Here is a 17,697-nt window from a genome sequence, read left to right as displayed (position 1 = left end):
ATGCTCTTAGCAGATAATGATACAGAATTGATCAGACATGACCGGGGATAGCGGGAATATATCGGATTATATGCTGAAGACGGCAGAGATGATCATCCGGGTGGCAGAAGTGGTGGACGTAGAGAAAGCTGGTACGCTCATCTCCGAGATCCTTTCCGGCAGGAGGATTTATGTCACTGGCGCCGGAAGATCCGGCCTGGTTGCCAAGGCGTTTGCGATACGGCTGATGCATCTTGGTTTCCCCTGTTATGTGATTGGTGAGACGATCACCCCTGCCTTTGATTCCGGTGATATGCTTGCCGTCTTCTCAGGGTCCGGCGAGACGAAGTCGGTGGTGAGCGCGGTTGAGAAGGTGCGTGAACTTGAGGGGTGGACCTGCCTAATCACCGCAAATCCAAACTCACAAGCAGCCGGGTATGTCGATCTGGTTATCGATCTCGGTGAATCGTCCGGGAATAGCGCTGATCTTCCACCTGAGTATGAGGTCCGGCAGATTACCGGGCAGTACCGCTCGGTTTCGGTTCCGATCGGCAGGGGCTCCGCATTTGAGATGGTGGCGCTAGCCTATTCGGATGCGATCATCTCCGCCCTGATGGCTGCACGGCATCTGGATCCAGATGAAGTCAGGCTCCGCTTTTCAAATATCTGATACCGTCTCTATTTTCCCTGAAATGGATCGGGCGGCTGCATATGCAGTGGAGAATGCCGCCTGGAGGTTGTATCCCCCGGAATCCCCGTCGATATCAAGCACTTCCCCGATACAGTAGAGGCCGGGAAGGAGGCGTGATTCCATTGTTTTATTGTTAATCTCCTCAAGTGAGACTCCGCCGCGGGTTGCCATTGCCTGGTCAAACCCGCCGACACTCTTAATCAGAAATGTCCAGCCGGTGAGGAGCCGGAGGAGTTCTTTCCTCTTTTCTCTGGAGAGGTGGGCGACTGTACAGTCCGGTGAGAGTCCCGCCTCCTCGGTGAGGCGCTGGATGAAACGTGCAGGAAGGGGTAAATCCGAGAGGATCGTCTTCACGAGCCGCTTTCCGGCTGCAGCCGATCCAAGTGTGATGGAGGAAGCTATTGTATTGTGTTCCTTTTCGGGGAGAAATGCGATCCTGAGGCTGTCTCCATCCCTGATGTACCGGGATGCGTGAAGGATGACGGGGCCGGAGAGCCCGTTATGGGTGAGGAGGAGATCCCCTGTCACCTTCCTGGCAACTCTTCCTTCCCGCAGGATCGAGACGGTGATCTCGTCAAAGGAGATCCCGGCGAGATCCGAAAACGGGTATTTATCCGGGTACACCGGTGCGAGGGCAGGTCCTATTGCGGTGATTGTGTGTCCGAGGGATTTTGCGAAACGGTACCCGTCTCCGGTCGATCCGGTTGAAGGGTATGATGCACCGCCGGTTGCAATGACAAGGATATCCGCCCTGATATTCTGCCACTCTGTCTGAATCAAAAAACCGGTACTGGTACGTTCCACAGCACGAACCGGGGTGTGCTGCCTGATCATGACATTATTCTCCCTGCATGCCGAGATCAGCACCGAGAGGATGTCATCTGCTTTTTCAGATACCGGAAATATCTTCTCGTTCTCATCTGCATACAGCGGGCATCCCCGCTCTTCAAAGAAGGCGATTATCTCCCGGTTCGTATAGCCCCGGAGTGCCGGTTTCAGAAATGCCCCCTTTTCCCCGTAATGCTGTTCGAATTTGCGGATATCTCCTCCATGCGTGAGATTGCACCGCCCCGAACCGGTGATTAGGAGTTTTCTGCCCGCCTCCCTTTTCTTCTCAAAGAGGATGATCCTGAATCCCTGCGGCCGGATATTCGCTGCGCAGAAGAGTCCTGCGGGCCCGCCTCCGATGATTCCAATCACGGGATGGGCCATGGGCATTCACACCTTCTGCGGGGAGGCGTTTCTCCTTCCAGGTGATTTAGCCTCCGCAATCAGCCGCTTCATCGCTCTTGCTGCTGAGGTGACATCTTCCTCGCCAACGACTGCTGAGATGACTGCAGCACCGTCTGCTCCGGCCCCGATCACAGATCCGATATTCTCCCGTGTGATACCACCGATTGCAACAAGCGGAAGCCGAGTTGCTGCCCGTATCGCACCGAGCGTCCGGAGGCCATGCCCGTCTCCGGCATCGTCTTTTGAGGTGGTTGCAAAGACCGGGCTGAGTGCGAGGTAATCTGCACCTGAGATCTCGGCATGCACCGCCTCCTCAACCGATCCGACCGAGCAGCCGATGATGAAGTCCCTTGGAACAATCCGGCGCGCCTCGCCAACCGGCATATCCTGCTGCCCGAGATGGACGCCGTCTGCTCCCGCTGCGAGGGCGAGATCGAGCCGGTCATTCATAATGAAGCAGGCGCCTGCATCCCCGGTGAGAGCCCGGATCTCTGTTGCCGTCCAAAACAGGGATGCGGAATCCATATTCTTGTCACGGAGCTGGATCACGTCAGCTCCGCCCAGAAGCGCCATCTCAGCGAGTCTGGTATGGGATCTGCCCTTCCCGATCATCTCGTCTGTAATCACATAGAGATCATATGCCACGGATCTGCTCCACCTGTGCTTCAGATATGATTATCTCCTGTGAAAGTGATGCGAGCTCGTCAAAGAGTGCGGTCCTGAATGAATATGGTCCGGCAGATTCTCTCTCTGCCCGCTCCCCGGCAAGCCCGAATGCGATGAGTGCTGCGGCGGCAGATTTCACCGGATCGTCGCCTGCGGCTGCAAATGCCCCGACAACAGATGCTGCCATGCAGCCGGTCCCAGATAGCCGCTCCATCATCGGGCTACCATTTCGAATCAGGTACGCCTCGCCATTCTCACAGACGATATCGGTCTCCCCGGTCATGGCAACAACTGTACTCCATCTCTCTGCACAGCGACGGGCAACCTCAAGCGGATTCCCGGCACAGCCGCCTGAATCAACACCCCTGACGGTGCCACCGCTCCCGGCAAGGACGCCGATCTCACCTGCATTGCCTTTTATAATTGTAACTGTACATTCGCGTAAGATCTTCTCGGCACTCTTTGTCCTGAGTGTTGTTGCACCGACCCCGACCGGGTCGAGGATCACCGGGATGTCATGTGCATTTGCGGCTTTTCCTGCTGCTACCATCGCATCCACCTGTGCAGGCGATAGTGTCCCGATATTCAGCACAAGTGCGCCAGCAATCCCTGCCATCTCGCCAACCTCTTCGATTGCCCCTGCCATGACGGGCGCTGCACCAATGGCAAGAGTTGCGTTTGCGCAGTCGTTGATTGTGACGGTGTTGGTGATATGGTGAATGAGCGGCCGGGTTGATCGAACCGTCTCAAGGAGAGTCGCTGCGTACGTATTCATGCTGGTATATATTGCCCCCCCGAAGGGAAAAGTGAGGTGGTCAGAGGACCATATTCTGGCTTTATTCCGTTGTGCTTTTTCCCGGGAAGAGATGTACTGATGTTGCTTTAAATGCAATATAGACACAATCCCCGATTCCCAGTTCCGCTTCCTCAAAACCCTGTCTTGTGAGTGCGACAACGAATGTAACTCCAATGTCAATATTGAGCCTGATCATCGCGCCACAGTGGCGGATATCGGATATCTTTCCGGGAAAAGCGTTTCGTATGGGTGATGCAAGAGGCGCAGTTGAGATAAGAATCTCCTCCGGCCGGACCGAGATGTAGGCGTCTCCTTCTATTTCAGAATGAGCCCTGATAATAATATCCCCGATTTTTATGCTTGCAATTCCATTTTCAGACGTTGAAATGCCTTTGAATACATTTGTGGCACCTACAAATTCTGCTACAAAATGGTTTTTAGGCCTTCTGAAGATCTCATCAGGTGCGCCAACCTGCACTATTTTGCCTTCATTCATGATAGCAACACGATCGGCGAGATCAAATACCTCTTCAAAGTTGTGGGTGATATGAATGATCGTCGTTTTTGTAATTTCGTGAATATCTTTCAACTCTTTTCGGAGATTCTCCCGTGTTTTTGAATCCAGTGCACTGAGAGGTTCATCCAGCAGGAGTGCCCAGGGATTCATCACCATTGCACGTGCAATAGCTGCCCGCTGTTGTTCTCCTCCGGAGAGTGTATCTGGATAGCGGTGGAGAAGGTGGGCAATATGGAGCATTTCAGCATATCTTTGAACTGCCTCGTGTATCTCATCTGATGGAACTTTCTTGGATTTCAGGCCGAATCCGATGTTTTCTTCAACTGTCAGGTGGGGGAAAAGCATGTAATCCTGGTAGACCATTGTGATATTCCGTTCCTTCGGTGGTGCCCGGGTAATATCATTCCCATCCAGATGGATGGAGCCACCATCAGGCTCATAAATGCCCGCGACAGTTTCAAGAAGGATCGTCTTTCCTGCTCCGGTCGGGCCGATGATCACCATGTACTCTCCCTTTGAAATATCAAGAGAGACGGAATCGAGGAAGAATTCTCCCATGTCTTTGGATATATTCTGAATCTGTAACATCCTATCCTCCTAGAATCGTGCAAACCCGCCGTACCGTTCAAAGATGTAGAGTGAAACAACACTCATGATGATTAAAATCGTTGCTGCTGATATGGCAAGATCCAGCTTTCCGCAGGACATATTCAAAAACAGCGATATCGGCAATGTCTCGGTTGACATACGGGTTGCTCCTGCAAGCATCAGTGCGGCACCGAACTCTCCGATGCCTTTTGCCCAGGTAATGACCGATCCGGCGAGGAATCCATTGGCTGCCATGGGAAGTGTGACGCGCCAGAGCGCCTGTGTGTCATTACAGCCGAGCGTTTTGGCCACATACTCATAGCGGGGACTGATCCCGTCAAATGTTGAGCGCATGATACGGAGCATGAACGGGACATTCACAAAGAACTGCGCGATGATGATACCAAGAGGGGTGAAGACAAAGACAAGCCCTGCCATTGCAAGAGCCTCTCCGACTGGAGTGGTGCCAAAGAAGAGCAGCAGCCCTACACCCGCAACAAGCGGCGGAAGTGCAAGCGGCATATCGAGAATGGTATTAACAATATGCTTTCCGGGAAAATCATATCTCGCCAGTGCATAGGCTGAGGGAACACCGATTAAAATACAGAGTATTGTTGAGATAACTGATGTCACAAGGCTCAGGTAAATTGCAAAATGGATCTCCGGTGATTTGAGTGATGAGATCATTCCCTCAAGGGTGGGATGGCTGACTACCAGTAGCAGAAGGAGTACGATGAAGAGAGCAAGTCCCACTCCGATGGCAATTGTAGCAGCCCTCAGTGGGGATTTGACACCCCTTCTCATAGGTTGATCCTCTTCCGATCCCTCAGCGCTTTTGGAGTGCTGTTCCATTCTGCGATCCCATCGAAGTGCTGGTTGTCAACCCACCCGCTTGATACTTCATCTCTGTTGTCGAACTGGAAGACATAGGGTTTGATGTCAATGAGCGGGGTTTTGTCCAGGATGTCAACACCTTTGATGGTGAGTATATTTCCTTCAACTGCAAGGAGCCGTACAATTGAGATTCCGAGGGGATTTGGTCTGTTGAAATGCCGGATCGCAAAGATCCCACGTGCTTTTTCGACATCAAGAAATGGTTTCTGGAGGAGGGGTCCGCCCTGTGCACGGTGGAAGTGGTAGAGAAGAATGATATGGGAGAATGACTCGATCTCCTGGAGACCTTCTGCATATTCGGAAAAAACCTCTACTGTGCCGACAGACTCATTGAATATTCCCTGGATTGGTGTTTCTTCCTGATTCGTAAATTCAGAATGGATGATGCCTATCGGGTGGTAGCAGATCTCCATAGCTTTGATAGCGTTGTTCTGTTCATTCATCGTAAAATCACCTTGGAATAAAAAAAGGGTTTTAGATCTCCCCATAATAGGGGTCAGGGTATGTGGTGAACCCATGTGCTGTAAAGATCGCTTTTCCTTCATCTGATGCGACAAAATTGACGAACTCTCTTGCAGTCTCCGGGTATTCAGAGAAGGTCAGGCTTCCGATCGGGACAACTTTTACAATGTTCTGTTCCTTTGGTATATCGATCCTCTCCAGCTTCTCGCCATTGAAGAGATCTTCCCAGATGATCGCGGCATCTGTCTGCCTGAGGGAGGTATGGACAATAAGTTCGTTTACGGTTGCAGTGCGTGCAACAGTGTTTGCTATCACCTCATCGAAGATACCGATCTTCTTCAGGAGGCTGTCAGAGAGTTTTCCAATTGCAGCAGCTTCTGCGTCTCCGAGCTCGACTTTGACTCCTGGTTTTGCCAGATCTTCAAGAGATGTGATTCCTGCCGGGTTTCCTTTGGGAACAATGATGATCGGAACGTGGTAGACAACATTTGCTTCGGTGTCGATGAACCCCTTTTCCCGGGCTGCATCGATATACGAGGTTGCGCCTGGCATATATGCATCGCCCATCCCTGTCAGTTCCATCTGTGAAAGGAGCGTGTTTGATCCTCCGAAGTTGTAATTGATGGCAACACCTGTCTTCTCTTCAAATGCGATTGCGATATCGTCCATAGGCTCACGCATTCCTGCTCCGCAGTAGACAAGCAGTGAGTCAGGCTGCGTATTCTCTTCAACCGCAGGTGGTGTTCCTGTGCATCCGGAAATACAGATGCAGGCAGATACTACAAGCATTACCAGAATAATGCCGCTTTTTACATTCATAGAGAAAGATGGCGGATCACCTGCGATAAATGTGCGTGTTCATGCAGTTAATTTCTCCGAATTTGTTAATTTAACCAATTTTACTTCAGCACGCTTCATCGGGGTTAAGAAGCAATGGGCGCAGAATAAGCCAATCTATCCGATCTTCCATCTGCCTGCCGGAACCGAGAGCACAAACCGTGCACCCTCGCCCGCGATCCCTTCTTCGTGGATTGTGATCCCGGTGATTCCAAGGATCTCCCGAACCAGGTAGAGGCCGTATCCATTGTTCTTTCCGCATTTATACTCAAAAATGCGCTCTTTCATCGTATCGGGAATGCCAGTCCCGTTATCCTGCCAGATGATACTGAGGTTGCCGTCCTTCTCCTCGCATGAGATCGTGATACTTGTTGCATCTTCTCCATGCCGGATGGTGTTGTCCAGAAGATTTGAGAAGACCTTGGTGAGGAGGGGATCAGCGATAATCGAAAGTTTCCGGCAGGTATTTGTAATCGGGATCTGGGATCCGGCGAGCGGTTCGAGCGAAGAGTTGATCTCCTGCAATGTCGGTCCGCTCGTTCCGATCTTCTCGTACTCCTTCATAAATTCAAAGGATTTTAAGATCTGTGCGGTGGAGCGTGCAATCTTCTCGAGAAGCTCAGCAACCGCGCTATCAGGTTCCTTCCTTCTGATCAGTTCGATATACCCCTCAATGGCTGTCATCTGGTTCCTGACATCATGCCGTGTGATGCCGGCGAGGAGGCGGATCTTTTTATTTGAGAGCCTCAGAGCCTCTTCCGATCGTTTCTCCTCGGTTACATCCCGATTGACGACGATCGCACCCTCAAGAGTTCCGTCATCAAGGATTACGGGTGCTGTATAGTTGTATATGAGGCGTTTCTGCCCGTCAAAACAGTCGATCTCGAGAAGTTCGTCGGTGATGGTTGCACGATCACGTATGCTGTGGGCAAGCGCCCAGTCATCAGGTGCGATCTCCTCACCTGACGGGTATCTGCGGGCTTTGAAGATCCCATAGTCTTCGATTCCGACATGGGGTTCTGCACCCCAGATGGCAATCCCGGCGGGGTTGCCCATGGTGAGCCTCCCCTTGCTATCTGCAAACCAGAGACCGATCGGGAGGATTTCCATCACTTTTGAGAGGATCTTCTCACGGGTGTTCATCTCTTCTTCAGCCCTGGCTATATCTGTTCTATCAATGATGATTGCAACAAACGCCGGTTTTCCATGGAAGCGGGAGATCTGAAGATGAACCTCGATGGGATAGAGCGATCCATCTGCCCTTCGATGGACTGTCCGGAATTCATTATATTCCTTCTCGCCATCAACCATCGGCGAAATCAATTTCCTGAATGCCTGCGGTGTGAATTCAGGTTTCAGATCGAGGGGTGTCATCCCTGCAAGCGTCTCCATAGAAAATCCAAGATTGGTGCATGCCCCCCTGTTCACCCAGAGGAAGCGAAGTGTCTCAGCATCGAAGATATAGATCTCGTTTTTAGATTCTTCAAGGATATGGACTAGTTCCTGTGTCCGCTCTTCGGCACGCCGCCACCCGGTAATATCCACGAGTGAGGAGATGGATCGCTGTTCTTCCGGCAGCACTCCGATTGAGATGAGGATGATCCGCTCTTCCCCGTTTCGCCTGATGAACCGGAATTCGTAATTCCGTGGAGCTTCGCCATTCTGGATGCGTGCGTGATGATATCCGATCAGGCGATCGAGATCATCGGGATGGATAAACGCAGTTGTTTTAAGCCTCCCCTCGATCTCTGCGGCAGAATAGCCCGAGAGCTCCTCAAAAAGGGCATTGACTTTGAGGATGGTCAGATCCTGCCCGAAGATGGCAAGTGCCGAGCCGGTATTCTCGAAGATGCCCCGGTACCGCTCCTCGCTCTTCCTGAGTTGTTCCTGTGCAGTGATCGCCTCGTCCAGGTGCTGGCGGATCTCTTCCTCGGTTGATGCCAGCTCCTCATGCATGGCGAGCAGTTCAAGCTCCTGCTTCCGCTGTTTGGTTATATCCCGGATCGATTCGATGGCGCCAGCCACCTTTCCATTCTCATCATAGAACCGTGATGCGGTTGCCCAGAGTACCCTCTTCTCTCCCTTCATCCGGGCAGAATCTGTCTCAATTACCACATTTTCGCCTCTCTTGTGGATCTCCGGGTAATGCCCCTGTGTATCTTCAAGCTCCCCTTTGAGGATATAGTCGATGAGAACCGGCCGTCTCTCTCCATAGAAAAGGAGGGAGTATTCGTACTCTCCCTTGCCGATGACCTTATCTGATTCGATCCCGGTCATCTCCTCGATCGCGAGATTCCAGGCAATAACGATGCCATCTGAATCGATTGCGAAGGTGGCATCGGGGAGGAAGTTGATGATGTCAGATAGCCTCCGCTTGCTCCTCCTGACCTCCTGCTCCCGTATAGAAAGCTCATCGAAACTCGATCTGAGCTCCTCTTCACTCGCAGTCAGCTGTTCGTATGCGGCATTTAGTTCATCCAGACTCTCGGCTATCTTCCTCTCTGCCCTTCGTGCGGTAACTGCCGACTGTATCTGATGGGAGAGCTCTGCAAACTGGGCACGGGGGTTGCCGCCTTTCTGGAGGTAGAAGTCGGCACCATTATTCAGTGCCTCGATGACGATGTCTTCCCTCCCCTTCCCGGTGAAGATGATGAATGGAATGGTTGATCCGGCTGATCGTATCTCTTTTAAGAGGGTGATCCCATCCTTTGACGGCATCTGATAATCCGAGATGACAGCATCGTAGTCTCCCTCCATGATCATCTCTGCTGCTTCGAGAGAATCTTCAAGGACATCGACAGTATAATTGCCTGTATCTTCCAGGAAGAGTTTTGTCAGGTCAAGGAGTGCCGGTTCATCATCGATATAGAGGATACGGATCGGGGTGCTGGTACCAGGATCGGACATGAGTTAATCTGATTCTATCCTCCTCGAAGTTAAGGAGATCGTTTCTGAATGTTTCAACATTCAACGAACAAATTCCGGACCAGGGGAGCTATTATATATGCAGGGGGTCGTTTTTTCATTATAGGTGGATTCTGTTCATGGCTTATGCATCAATACCTGTTTGCGTTTTGACCGCCATCGTTCTCCTGGCTGCTTTTGCTCCAGGAGTTGCAGAGGCTTCCGGCCAGTCGGTTATTGTCACCGATCACACGCTCGTCCCCCCGGTTGTTATGCCCGGCGAGAGTGCGCTTCTGCATGTGACGATCCTGAATGCAGCCTCTACCTCGACGAAGACAGAATCCACCTACCTCTCATCGGTCTATTCGGTGAGCACATCTGAAAGTGCCGATATATACCTGGTGATAGGCAGCGTCTATCTTGACGGCCGCGGGGATATCCGGGTACTGGAAGGAAACTCAGCCTTCACCGGTGTGCTTGGGCCCGGACAGTCGATGGATATGGTATTCCTGATTCAGGCTCCCGAAAAGAGCGGTATCTATTTCCCCCGGCTCAGGATCCGGATCAGGGGCGGCGAGAGCGTCATCTACCCGATCCCGGTGAATGTGAATATGCCAATCTTCTCAATGAAGGCCCCGGTGATCCTGGTCTCCCAGGAGGCACTTCCTTTTGTCAGTCCCGGCGAGACGTTTGAGACTGAACTTGTAGTTTCCAATGCCGGGCAGAGTGCTGCACAGGAGATCACCGTTCTTGTTCAATCCGGGGATCTGATGATCGCCCCGGTCGGATCTGCCTCATTGTCCATGCCGGCGCTTGCTCCTGGAGCGGAGATAGTGCTCCCGCTCTCGTTTCGGGTCAGCAAGGAGATTACATCCGGCCTCTATGATCTGCCGGTTGCAATTTCCTATTACGAAGCTGATGGGTCGATGAAGGAGATGGCGGCTGCATGTTCCATAGATGTCCGGGGTTCATCGGCATTGTCCGTCTCCTCGGTGAAGACTGACCCGGTTGCGATTGTTGCAGGCGAGCCTTTTGATCTGATAGTCCGGCTTGAAAATACCGGAACCGGAAGGGCATCATCGGTGATCGCATCGATCGATGTTCCCTTTTCCGGTAACCGGGAGGCATTTGTCGGCTCGATCCGGCCTGGAAACGATGCCCCTGCCATCTTCCGCCTGAATGCCGGTGAGGGTGGCGAGATCAACACTACCCTGTCGGTTGGGTACTCGGATGATTACGGGGATCACCGGCTGGTTCAGCCGCTGACTCTTGTGGTCCGGAGGCAGGGGATGGAAGGAGCAGTAATCGCAGTTGTTCTTTGTATCCTGCTTGCCGGAGCAGGGTACTATCTCTGGTGCCAGCGGAAGAAGGAGTGAATCATTCATGCTTTCCGGAGCCCGCGTCTCCATCTTCCTTGCATCCCGTGCAATCCTGCGTGGGGGAAAGGTGGGGACGTTTCTCAATATCCTGATCATAGCGATGGTCTTTACGAATATGATCCTCCTCTCCGCAATCATCGGCGGAGCTGTGAACCTCTTTCATGATCAGACCATCGATTATGTCACTTCAGATATCGTGATCCGCCCCGAACGTGATGAACGAACACTCTTCCATGTGGATGAACTCCTCGATCGCGTGAACCGCGTGCCCGGTGTTGCCCGGGCATCGGCCCGATATTCAACCGGCGCCACCCTGAGCCATAAGGGTTCGATGGTGAGTATCCCGATCACTGCATTCAATCCCCGTGATGAGGTGGAGGTCACAAAGATCCACGAGCATATTATCGAAGGGGATTTCCTCTCCCCTGCGGATGATGGCATTCTCCTCGGCCAGTTTGTGGCGGGATTTGAGGATTCGGGTATGGATTTCTTCGAGTCGCTTGGTGGTGTCAGGGTGGGCGATTCAGTTGAGGTGATGTTTGCAAACGGGGTCGGGAAGACGTACCGCGTGAAGGGGATATTCTCGACAAAATCCTATCAGGCAGATTACATGGCATTCATCTCATGGGAGGAGATGGATGCTGTGCTCGGTGCCCGGAATACTGATGCAACCGAGGTGCTTATCCGGGCGCAATCGGGAGAGGATCTTGATCTGGTCAAGCTCCGCCTTCTCCGGTTCGGGGTGCAGGAGAGGGTCGAGACCTGGGAGGAGGCGATGACACAGGTTATTGCCGATTCGATGGAAACGTTCTCGATTATTGACCGCATATCGCTTGCTGTCAGCCTCATCATCGCAATTGTGGTGATTGGTATCGTCTTTACAATCAAGACAATCAACCAGCGGCGGCAGATCGGAATCCAGAAGGCGATTGGGATCTCAAACCGGATCATCATCGGGAGTTATGTTGCACAGGTGCTCTTCATCTGGCTCTTTGGCTCTTTGTCCGGGATGGTGGTTGTGAATCTTTTGCTCTTCTATTTCACGGCAAACCCTCTTGAATTCCCCGATGGTGACGTTGTTCCGGTCTTTGAGATGGCAACAATGCTTGAGAATGCGGCATGGCTGGCTGCTGCCTCTGCACTTGCCGGCTTTCTGCCTGCCTGGCGGATTACACGGGAGAATACCCTGGATGCGATGAGGGGGTGACTGCATGATAGAAGTGGCTGACCTGACAAAGACATACCGGATGGGGGATGTGCTCGTCCATGCATTGAACGGGGTGAGTGTCACAATCGCTGAAGGGGAGTTTATCGGGATTACGGGGGCATCGGGGAGCGGCAAATCCACCCTCCTGCATATGATCGGCCTCCTCGATCTCCCGACAAGCGGATCAGTCACGATCTCGGGGGAGGATGTGACCTCCCTCTCAGAGTATGAACGAACCCTCTTCCGGCTGGAGTGGCTTGGGTATGTCTTTCAGGAATATGCCCTGATGCATGATCTGACGGCATTTGAGAATGTGGCGCTCCCGATGATGGCACGGGGGGTGCCTGAAGACGAGATCCGGGATAGGGTTCTGCATATGCTGGATCAGGTCGGGCTTCGTGCACGGGCCGATCATCTCCCAAAGGAGCTCTCAGGCGGAGAGCAGCAGCGGGTTGCTATTGCCCGGGGACTTGTGAATGATCCTGGGATCCTGATCGCCGATGAGCCCTGTGCGAACCTCGATTCAGAGAACTCAAAAGCTGTCCTCGATCTCTTTGCCGAGATCAACCGGGAGCGGGGGCAGACGGTGCTGATGGTCTCGCATGAGGAGTGGCATATGCCGTACTTCGATCGGGTGATCCGGCTGAAGGACGGGAAGATTGTGGAGAGGTGAAGGTATCCGTGGGTATGGAGTGTTGAAACTCCACAGCAGCTCCCTTCTGTCTTCTTACTTCCTGCTGACAGCAAAGAGATCCGAATCAGAAAAGGAATACATCTCCTCTGCGAGCGCTTCGACCCTTGCCTCATAATCACTGTCATCTCCAATCGCCCCGTCCGGTATGGTAAATGGATGCGGCACTATCCTGAGTATCTCACCTCCCCGTTCAAACTCGACTGCCAGCTCAGAAGACTCGATGATCTCGATATTCCGTTTTCCAAGAGTGCAGCCTCTCCCAAGCTGGACGCCGTCTGCAAGGCAGGACTGCGGTGGCTTCCCTGAGCAGTAGATCCGTGCTGCGAGGTCAAAGGGATTATCGCAGAAGGTATCACGGACATATGTCCCGATCCTGTACCCGATGATGATAAATGGTCCCAGATGCCCGTGGAATGCGGCTAGATCCCCGACAGTGAAGTCCTGTTTCAGGTGCATGTATTTGCAATCGGTATGGTTGTGCATGATAATATGTGCGAATTCATGTTATAAAATTATAGTATTGTATTAATAAATTGGAGGGGCAATCACTGCACATAATCAGAGCTAAGGAATTTTTATGGTGTAAAGAAAGATACTATTACAAAATATGGGGGAGGGAAAAATATGCAAAAACAGCTTACAGCCATTATTGAAAAGGAGGGCGATGGCTATGTCTCATTCTGCCCGGAATACGACATTGCAAGCCAGGGCAATACGGTAGAAGAAGCCAAAAAAAACCTTCATGAGGCGTTAGAGCTCTTTTTTGAAACAGCATCTCCGCAGGAGATTCAGTCACGGTTCCACGGGGAGATCTACATCACACGGATGGATGTGGCTGTTGGCTAAACTTCGTATACTATCGGGGAAGGACGTCTGCACCATTCTCGAAAAACATGGTTTTTCAGAAGTCAGGCAGAAAGGAAGCCATATAATTATGCAGAAAGCTCTTCCTGGTTCTACAATTACAGTTCCTGTTCCAAATCATAATGAAATTCGCAGTGGTACACTGCATTCAATCATAAGGCAGTCTGGAATTCAAAGGACCGAATTTGAGTGACTTTGAATAATCCGCATGCCTACATGACGCACGATCTGTTAGGGGAGCGTAATGGAGGGGTGTGGTGAAAAAGCAGGATGGTGGACACACCTCAAACAGAATATGTCCTATAGTTTTTGATAGTATCCGTCAAATATCCGTTATCCTTCAGGGCCACTGTAATTTTCCAGAAGTTTTATTGGGTTAACGGCTTTTTGCGCTGATTGATCATCTTTATCTCTTTTCTCGATTCTATACAGGTGTATGGAAATGAAAACAATCTTGTGTGCTGGTATTCTTCTGGTCGCCGTGTTGATCTGCGGATGTACCGGGAGCCCCCAGCAGAGCACTGTTACAGCTGATATCCCGACTCCCAACCTTATCGGGAACTGGACCGGAACGATGACCGGGTATGTGGATGGGATCGGGTATACTGACTATTCCGGGTATACCCTGACTCTCAGGATCACTGAACAGAAAGACCGGGTATTTTCGGGAGAGGCTACCTTTTCGGAGCAATTAGGATGGGAGAGCGTTGTGTTTGCCGGTGTAATAGGCCGTGACGGCAGGACAATAACTCTGGTTGAGAGTGGGGGATCAGATGGCGACGGGGGATATTCTTCCGGGTACCTTACCGGTCCAGATGAGATGGAACTCATCTACTCGGTTGTGAGCGATCCCATCTCCATTACAATCGATGTGCTGAAAAGGAGTTGAGAGAGACTCCCCTTTTTTTCTTCCTGTTTGTGCTTGTTAAGGGTTTTAGGCTCTTTTCGGAAGCGATTCCATGAGTGCGTAAAAAAAAATGGGTTTTCGTGTCGTGAAGAGACCGTGCCATGCGGCAAGGGTTTCCGGGCTCATCACATCCAGTCTCCTGAATATGTGGGTTGCAAATTCCACTGGTGCAAAGCTGCCTGCTGTGATCAGGTTGCCGTCTGTTGCCGCAGGGTCGTCTGAATAATACTCTTCGCCATGATAGCCGGGGCAGAACATTTTGAGTGCCGCCAGATCATTGCTGGTGTGCGGGCGTTTATCCAGCAGCCCGGCATTGGCAAGGGCCATTGTAGCCCCGCAGATTGCGGCAACAACCACGCCTTCATCGAGCAGCATCCGGATCTTTTCAATTACCGGGCCCTGGGCAGGGTCAAGCCAGGTGTCCGCACCGGGTAGGAGCACCAGATCCCCGGTTTTGGGATGGATATCCGTAAAAAGGACCTTCGGCACCATCAACACTCCGCCCATCGTGGTCTGCGGATCCATTGTCCTGCCGCAGAGGACAAGATCGTGTCTGCAGGATGGATCCTTTAAGAAACGCCCGGAATGGAGTTCGGCAAGAACGTGTCCACACTCCCAGTCCGCGAGTGTGTCTGTGATATAGAGATAGATTGAAGGCATTGGTATCTCATTATCTCTCTCGCATGATGAGTTTACTCTTCTCCAAATGTGGGATTTTCAATCCACGTGCCTGCGTGAGGCACGACCGAGATAGCCGATGGATAGGGAGAGGAGCAATTTCAATCCACGTGCCTGCGTGAGGCACGACTTCTCGTTGCCCTTGTAGACAAACCATATCGATTTCAATCCACGTGCCTGCGTGAGGCACGACCGGGGTCGTGAAGTAGTGGTTCAAAAGATATATTTCAATCCACGTGCCTGCGTGAGGCACGACGATTCTTCAGGATAGACCACTTATCGGTGCAACAATTTCAATCCACGTGCCTGCGTGAGGCACGACCCGTTATCAATGATATTGATGCGGATATAACCATTTCAATCCACGTGCCTGCGTGAGGCACGACCGGTTCGGGGTGAGGTAAAATGTATCCATGTGAATTTCAATCCACGTGCCTGCGTGAGGCACGACGGGTCAGATGGTGCAATAGCGTTTACCATGCTTATTTCAATCCACGTGCCTGCGTGAGGCACGACGCGGTGGCGGTAACTACTGATACTACCGTCTATTTCAATCCACGTGCCTGCGTGAGGCACGACTCTATCTCCGGGGTCTAAGGCTGCTATGGGTAATTTCAATCCACGTGCCTGCGTGAGGCACGACGTCAATATGTCTTACTCTTCAACCTCTACAAAATTTCAATCCACGTGCCTGCGTGAGGCACGACGTGATCTGCCTGGCGAGTATAGTATGTGGTGTATTTCAATCCACGTGCCTGCGTGAGGCACGACTGAAGTATTAGACGTAACTTTAAAAGCGTACCGATTTCAATCCACGTGCCTGCGTGAGGCACGACATCAGCCTATTGGCGTACAACACCCGGTATTTATATTTCAATCCACGTGCCTGCGTGAGGCACGACGCCCGCTTTCTGGATTGGTTGGAGATGGTTGTTGATTTCAATCCACGTGCCTGCGTGAGGCACGACAATGATCATGTGGTAACCTAGAGGTTGCCGGAGAAATTTCAATCCACGTGCCTGCGTGAGGCACGACTATTTCGGCCTGGATGCGATCAGTTAGTCCTTTATTTCAATCCACGTGCCTGCGTGAGGCACGACCACTTCCTTTAAAACACCCTCATATCAGCCATTAATTTCAATCCACGTGCCTGCGTGAGGCACGACGTTGATGATGGGGGTGGTGTTTCAAGATTGTTTATTTCAATCCACGTGCCTGCGTGAGGCACGACTCGGTTCAACGGATATTGGAGAGGAGTAACGTTTATTTCAATCCACGTGCCTGCGTGAGGCACGACCCGACCGTGGAAATTTTCAATGTGTCTGGACAGCATTTCAATCCACGTGCCTGCGTGAGGCACGACAAAACATCGAACCATTCGTTGTATGCTTCAATATTTCAATCCACGTGCCTGCGTGAGGCACGACTCACACTGCATCCCCATCACGCAATTTTCGTGATTTCAATCCACGTGCCTGCGTGAGGCACGACGAGATCATATATTGTAACAATTCTTCTGGAGTATTTCAATCCACGTGCCTGCGTGAGGCACGACACCTATGATTTCGCAGTCCCGGAATCATGGTTGATTTCAATCCACGTGCCTGCGTGAGGCACGACATGATCATATAGTAACCTAGAGGGTTACTAGGAATTTCAATCCACGTGCCTGCGTGAGGCACGACTGTGCCTGCTTGGTCGCTGGTTGTGCGTTCTGATTTCAATCCACGTGCCTGCGTGAGGCACGACCGGGACCAAAGCGCAGAGGGTAATGGAGTTTAAATTTCAATCCACGTGCCTGCGTGAGGCACGACTCTAAACTATTTATAGGAAGTTAGATATCTTATTTTCCTTGTGCCGCAATTATAGGCACCAAAATTAAAACAATATCCAAAATAACGCAGAATAACATTTCTGAATAAAGAACTATCTTTGATGTGACTTGTAGTATACATCACTGCGTGGTAGATTCCAGAAATGTCCGGAAAAAGCTGCATATAACAAAAAAGCTATTTTATGCCCGATCGCGAACCTCCCCGGGAAACCATGGGCACTTCACCTTCGCAATACTTGCAGAAAGCATCACTTGCTGAAGGCATCACTAAAAGATCAATACATCCTCAACATTCAACCCCGGCTTTGCTCCGACATGCTCGACATGAGCCCGACCATGCTTGCCCAGATTATAGTACCGTACGCTATCAATCGCAGGATCAATAATATCACCGATCTTTGCTTTCATCTCCATCAGCTGAACGGAATCCACCACACACTCAAACACTGAATTCTGCACGCGAGTACCATAATTCATACATATTTTCGCAACCCTGCGCAGCCTGCGCCGTCCTTCAGGAGTCTCCGTATTTACATCGTACGTGACCAGAACAAACACATATTCACC

General features: G+C 51.5%; 18 protein-coding genes and 1 CRISPR repeat array. Of the genes, 7 read left to right on the top strand and 11 right to left on the bottom strand.

Annotated elements, in window-relative coordinates; translation table 11 throughout:
- Nucleotides 1–70: 70 nt before the first annotated feature.
- On the top strand, nucleotides 71–649 hold the full coding sequence (locus FTO68_RS05170) for an SIS domain-containing protein (RefSeq protein WP_255332315.1): 579 nt from the start codon (nucleotides 71–73) through the stop codon (nucleotides 647–649).
- Here the strand turns inward: FTO68_RS05170 and FTO68_RS05165 are convergent.
- The 8 genes from FTO68_RS05165 to FTO68_RS05130 all read right to left on the bottom strand — a co-directional run bounded on the left by FTO68_RS05165 (nucleotide 638) and on the right by FTO68_RS05130 (nucleotide 9,570).
- On the bottom strand, nucleotides 638–1,888 hold the full coding sequence (locus FTO68_RS05165; RefSeq protein WP_255332314.1) for a BaiN/RdsA family NAD(P)/FAD-dependent oxidoreductase: 1,251 nt from the start codon (nucleotides 1,886–1,888) through the stop codon (nucleotides 638–640). The genes FTO68_RS05170 and FTO68_RS05165 overlap by 12 nt on opposite strands.
- Complete coding sequence (gene thiE / locus FTO68_RS05160; protein WP_255332313.1) at nucleotides 1,889–2,548, bottom strand: thiamine phosphate synthase; 660 nt, start codon at nucleotides 2,546–2,548, stop codon at nucleotides 1,889–1,891.
- Nucleotides 2,538–3,344 (bottom strand): hydroxyethylthiazole kinase, encoded by an 807-nt coding sequence (thiM, locus tag FTO68_RS05155; RefSeq protein WP_255332312.1) that lies wholly within the window; start codon nucleotides 3,342–3,344, stop codon nucleotides 2,538–2,540. The genes thiE and thiM overlap by 11 nt, the downstream gene beginning before the upstream one ends.
- Before the next feature lie 61 nt (nucleotides 3,345–3,405).
- Nucleotides 3,406–4,470, bottom strand: coding sequence for a tungstate ABC transporter ATP-binding protein WtpC (gene wtpC / locus FTO68_RS05150; protein WP_255332311.1), 1,065 nt, complete (start codon nucleotides 4,468–4,470; stop codon nucleotides 3,406–3,408).
- A 9-nt stretch (nucleotides 4,471–4,479) separates the two neighbouring features.
- Nucleotides 4,480–5,274 carry an ABC transporter permease gene (locus FTO68_RS05145; RefSeq protein WP_255332310.1) on the bottom strand — a complete coding sequence of 265 codons (795 nt, stop codon included), beginning with the start codon at nucleotides 5,272–5,274 and terminating at the stop codon, nucleotides 4,480–4,482.
- A complete protein-coding gene (gene tsaA, locus FTO68_RS05140; RefSeq protein WP_255332309.1) occupies nucleotides 5,271–5,807 on the bottom strand; it encodes a tRNA (N6-threonylcarbamoyladenosine(37)-N6)-methyltransferase TrmO in 537 nt (178 codons plus the stop codon). The genes FTO68_RS05145 and tsaA overlap by 4 nt, the downstream gene beginning before the upstream one ends.
- 31 nt (nucleotides 5,808–5,838) lie before the next feature.
- Nucleotides 5,839–6,645 (bottom strand): molybdate ABC transporter substrate-binding protein, encoded by an 807-nt coding sequence (gene modA / locus FTO68_RS05135; protein ID WP_255332308.1) that lies wholly within the window; start codon nucleotides 6,643–6,645, stop codon nucleotides 5,839–5,841.
- 135 nt (nucleotides 6,646–6,780) lie between these two features.
- Nucleotides 6,781–9,570: a PAS domain S-box protein gene (locus FTO68_RS05130; RefSeq protein ID WP_255332307.1), complete on the bottom strand. Its 2,790-nt coding sequence runs from the start codon at nucleotides 9,568–9,570 to the stop codon at nucleotides 6,781–6,783.
- 137 nt (nucleotides 9,571–9,707) lie between these two features.
- On the opposite strand from FTO68_RS05130, the gene FTO68_RS05125 reads away from it, so the two are divergent.
- From FTO68_RS05125 to FTO68_RS05115, 3 genes are read left to right on the top strand one after another with little or no spacing between them, the layout of a single operon-like run.
- On the top strand, nucleotides 9,708–10,943 hold the full coding sequence (locus FTO68_RS05125; protein ID WP_255332306.1) for a COG1361 S-layer family protein: 1,236 nt from the start codon (nucleotides 9,708–9,710) through the stop codon (nucleotides 10,941–10,943).
- Between the two features lie 7 nt (nucleotides 10,944–10,950).
- Complete coding sequence (locus tag FTO68_RS05120; protein ID WP_255332305.1) at nucleotides 10,951–12,153, top strand: ABC transporter permease; 1,203 nt, start codon at nucleotides 10,951–10,953, stop codon at nucleotides 12,151–12,153.
- A gap of 4 nt (nucleotides 12,154–12,157) precedes the next feature.
- On the top strand, nucleotides 12,158–12,826 hold the full coding sequence (locus FTO68_RS05115; RefSeq protein ID WP_255332304.1) for an ABC transporter ATP-binding protein: 669 nt from the start codon (nucleotides 12,158–12,160) through the stop codon (nucleotides 12,824–12,826).
- A 54-nt stretch (nucleotides 12,827–12,880) separates the two neighbouring features.
- Here the strand turns inward: FTO68_RS05115 and FTO68_RS05110 are convergent, their stop codons facing one another.
- Nucleotides 12,881–13,303, bottom strand: coding sequence for a formylmethanofuran dehydrogenase subunit E family protein (locus FTO68_RS05110; RefSeq protein WP_255332303.1), 423 nt, complete (start codon nucleotides 13,301–13,303; stop codon nucleotides 12,881–12,883).
- A gap of 168 nt (nucleotides 13,304–13,471) precedes the next feature.
- On the opposite strand from FTO68_RS05110, the gene FTO68_RS05105 reads away from it, so the two are divergent.
- From FTO68_RS05105 to FTO68_RS05095, 3 genes are all read left to right on the top strand, one after another.
- Nucleotides 13,472–13,693 carry a type II toxin-antitoxin system HicB family antitoxin gene (locus FTO68_RS05105; RefSeq protein WP_255332302.1) on the top strand — a complete coding sequence of 74 codons (222 nt, stop codon included), beginning with the start codon at nucleotides 13,472–13,474 and terminating at the stop codon, nucleotides 13,691–13,693.
- The gene (locus FTO68_RS05100) at nucleotides 13,677–13,904 is read left to right on the top strand and encodes a type II toxin-antitoxin system HicA family toxin (protein ID WP_255332301.1); all 228 of its coding nucleotides are present in this window, start codon (nucleotides 13,677–13,679) and stop codon (nucleotides 13,902–13,904) included. The genes FTO68_RS05105 and FTO68_RS05100 overlap by 17 nt, the downstream gene beginning before the upstream one ends.
- Before the next feature lie 243 nt (nucleotides 13,905–14,147).
- Nucleotides 14,148–14,600, top strand: a complete 453-nt coding sequence (locus tag FTO68_RS05095; protein WP_255332300.1) for a hypothetical protein — start codon at nucleotides 14,148–14,150, stop codon at nucleotides 14,598–14,600.
- Nucleotides 14,601–14,645: 45 nt separating this feature from the next.
- On the opposite strand, the gene FTO68_RS05090 is transcribed toward FTO68_RS05095, so the two are convergent.
- Together FTO68_RS05090 and cas2 are read right to left on the bottom strand one after the other, a co-directional pair.
- Nucleotides 14,646–15,278, bottom strand: a complete 633-nt coding sequence (locus tag FTO68_RS05090; RefSeq protein WP_255332299.1) for a DJ-1/PfpI family protein — start codon at nucleotides 15,276–15,278, stop codon at nucleotides 14,646–14,648.
- Nucleotides 15,279–15,332: 54 nt separating this feature from the next.
- Nucleotides 15,333–17,110: a CRISPR direct-repeat array (repeat unit 32 nt; unit sequence ATTTCAATCCACGTGCCTGCGTGAGGCACGAC).
- A 287-nt stretch (nucleotides 17,111–17,397) separates the two neighbouring features.
- Nucleotides 17,398–17,688, bottom strand: a complete 291-nt coding sequence (gene cas2 / locus FTO68_RS05085; RefSeq protein WP_255332298.1) for a CRISPR-associated endonuclease Cas2 — start codon at nucleotides 17,686–17,688, stop codon at nucleotides 17,398–17,400.
- Nucleotides 17,689–17,697 lie beyond the last annotated feature (9 nt).

This window comes from Methanocalculus taiwanensis (assembly GCF_024372745.1).
In the GTDB taxonomy this organism is placed as follows: Archaea; Halobacteriota; Methanomicrobia; order Methanomicrobiales; family Methanocorpusculaceae; genus Methanocalculus; species Methanocalculus taiwanensis.
Note: the sequence above shows the minus strand (reverse complement) of the source record. Positions and strands in the feature narration are given on the sequence as shown.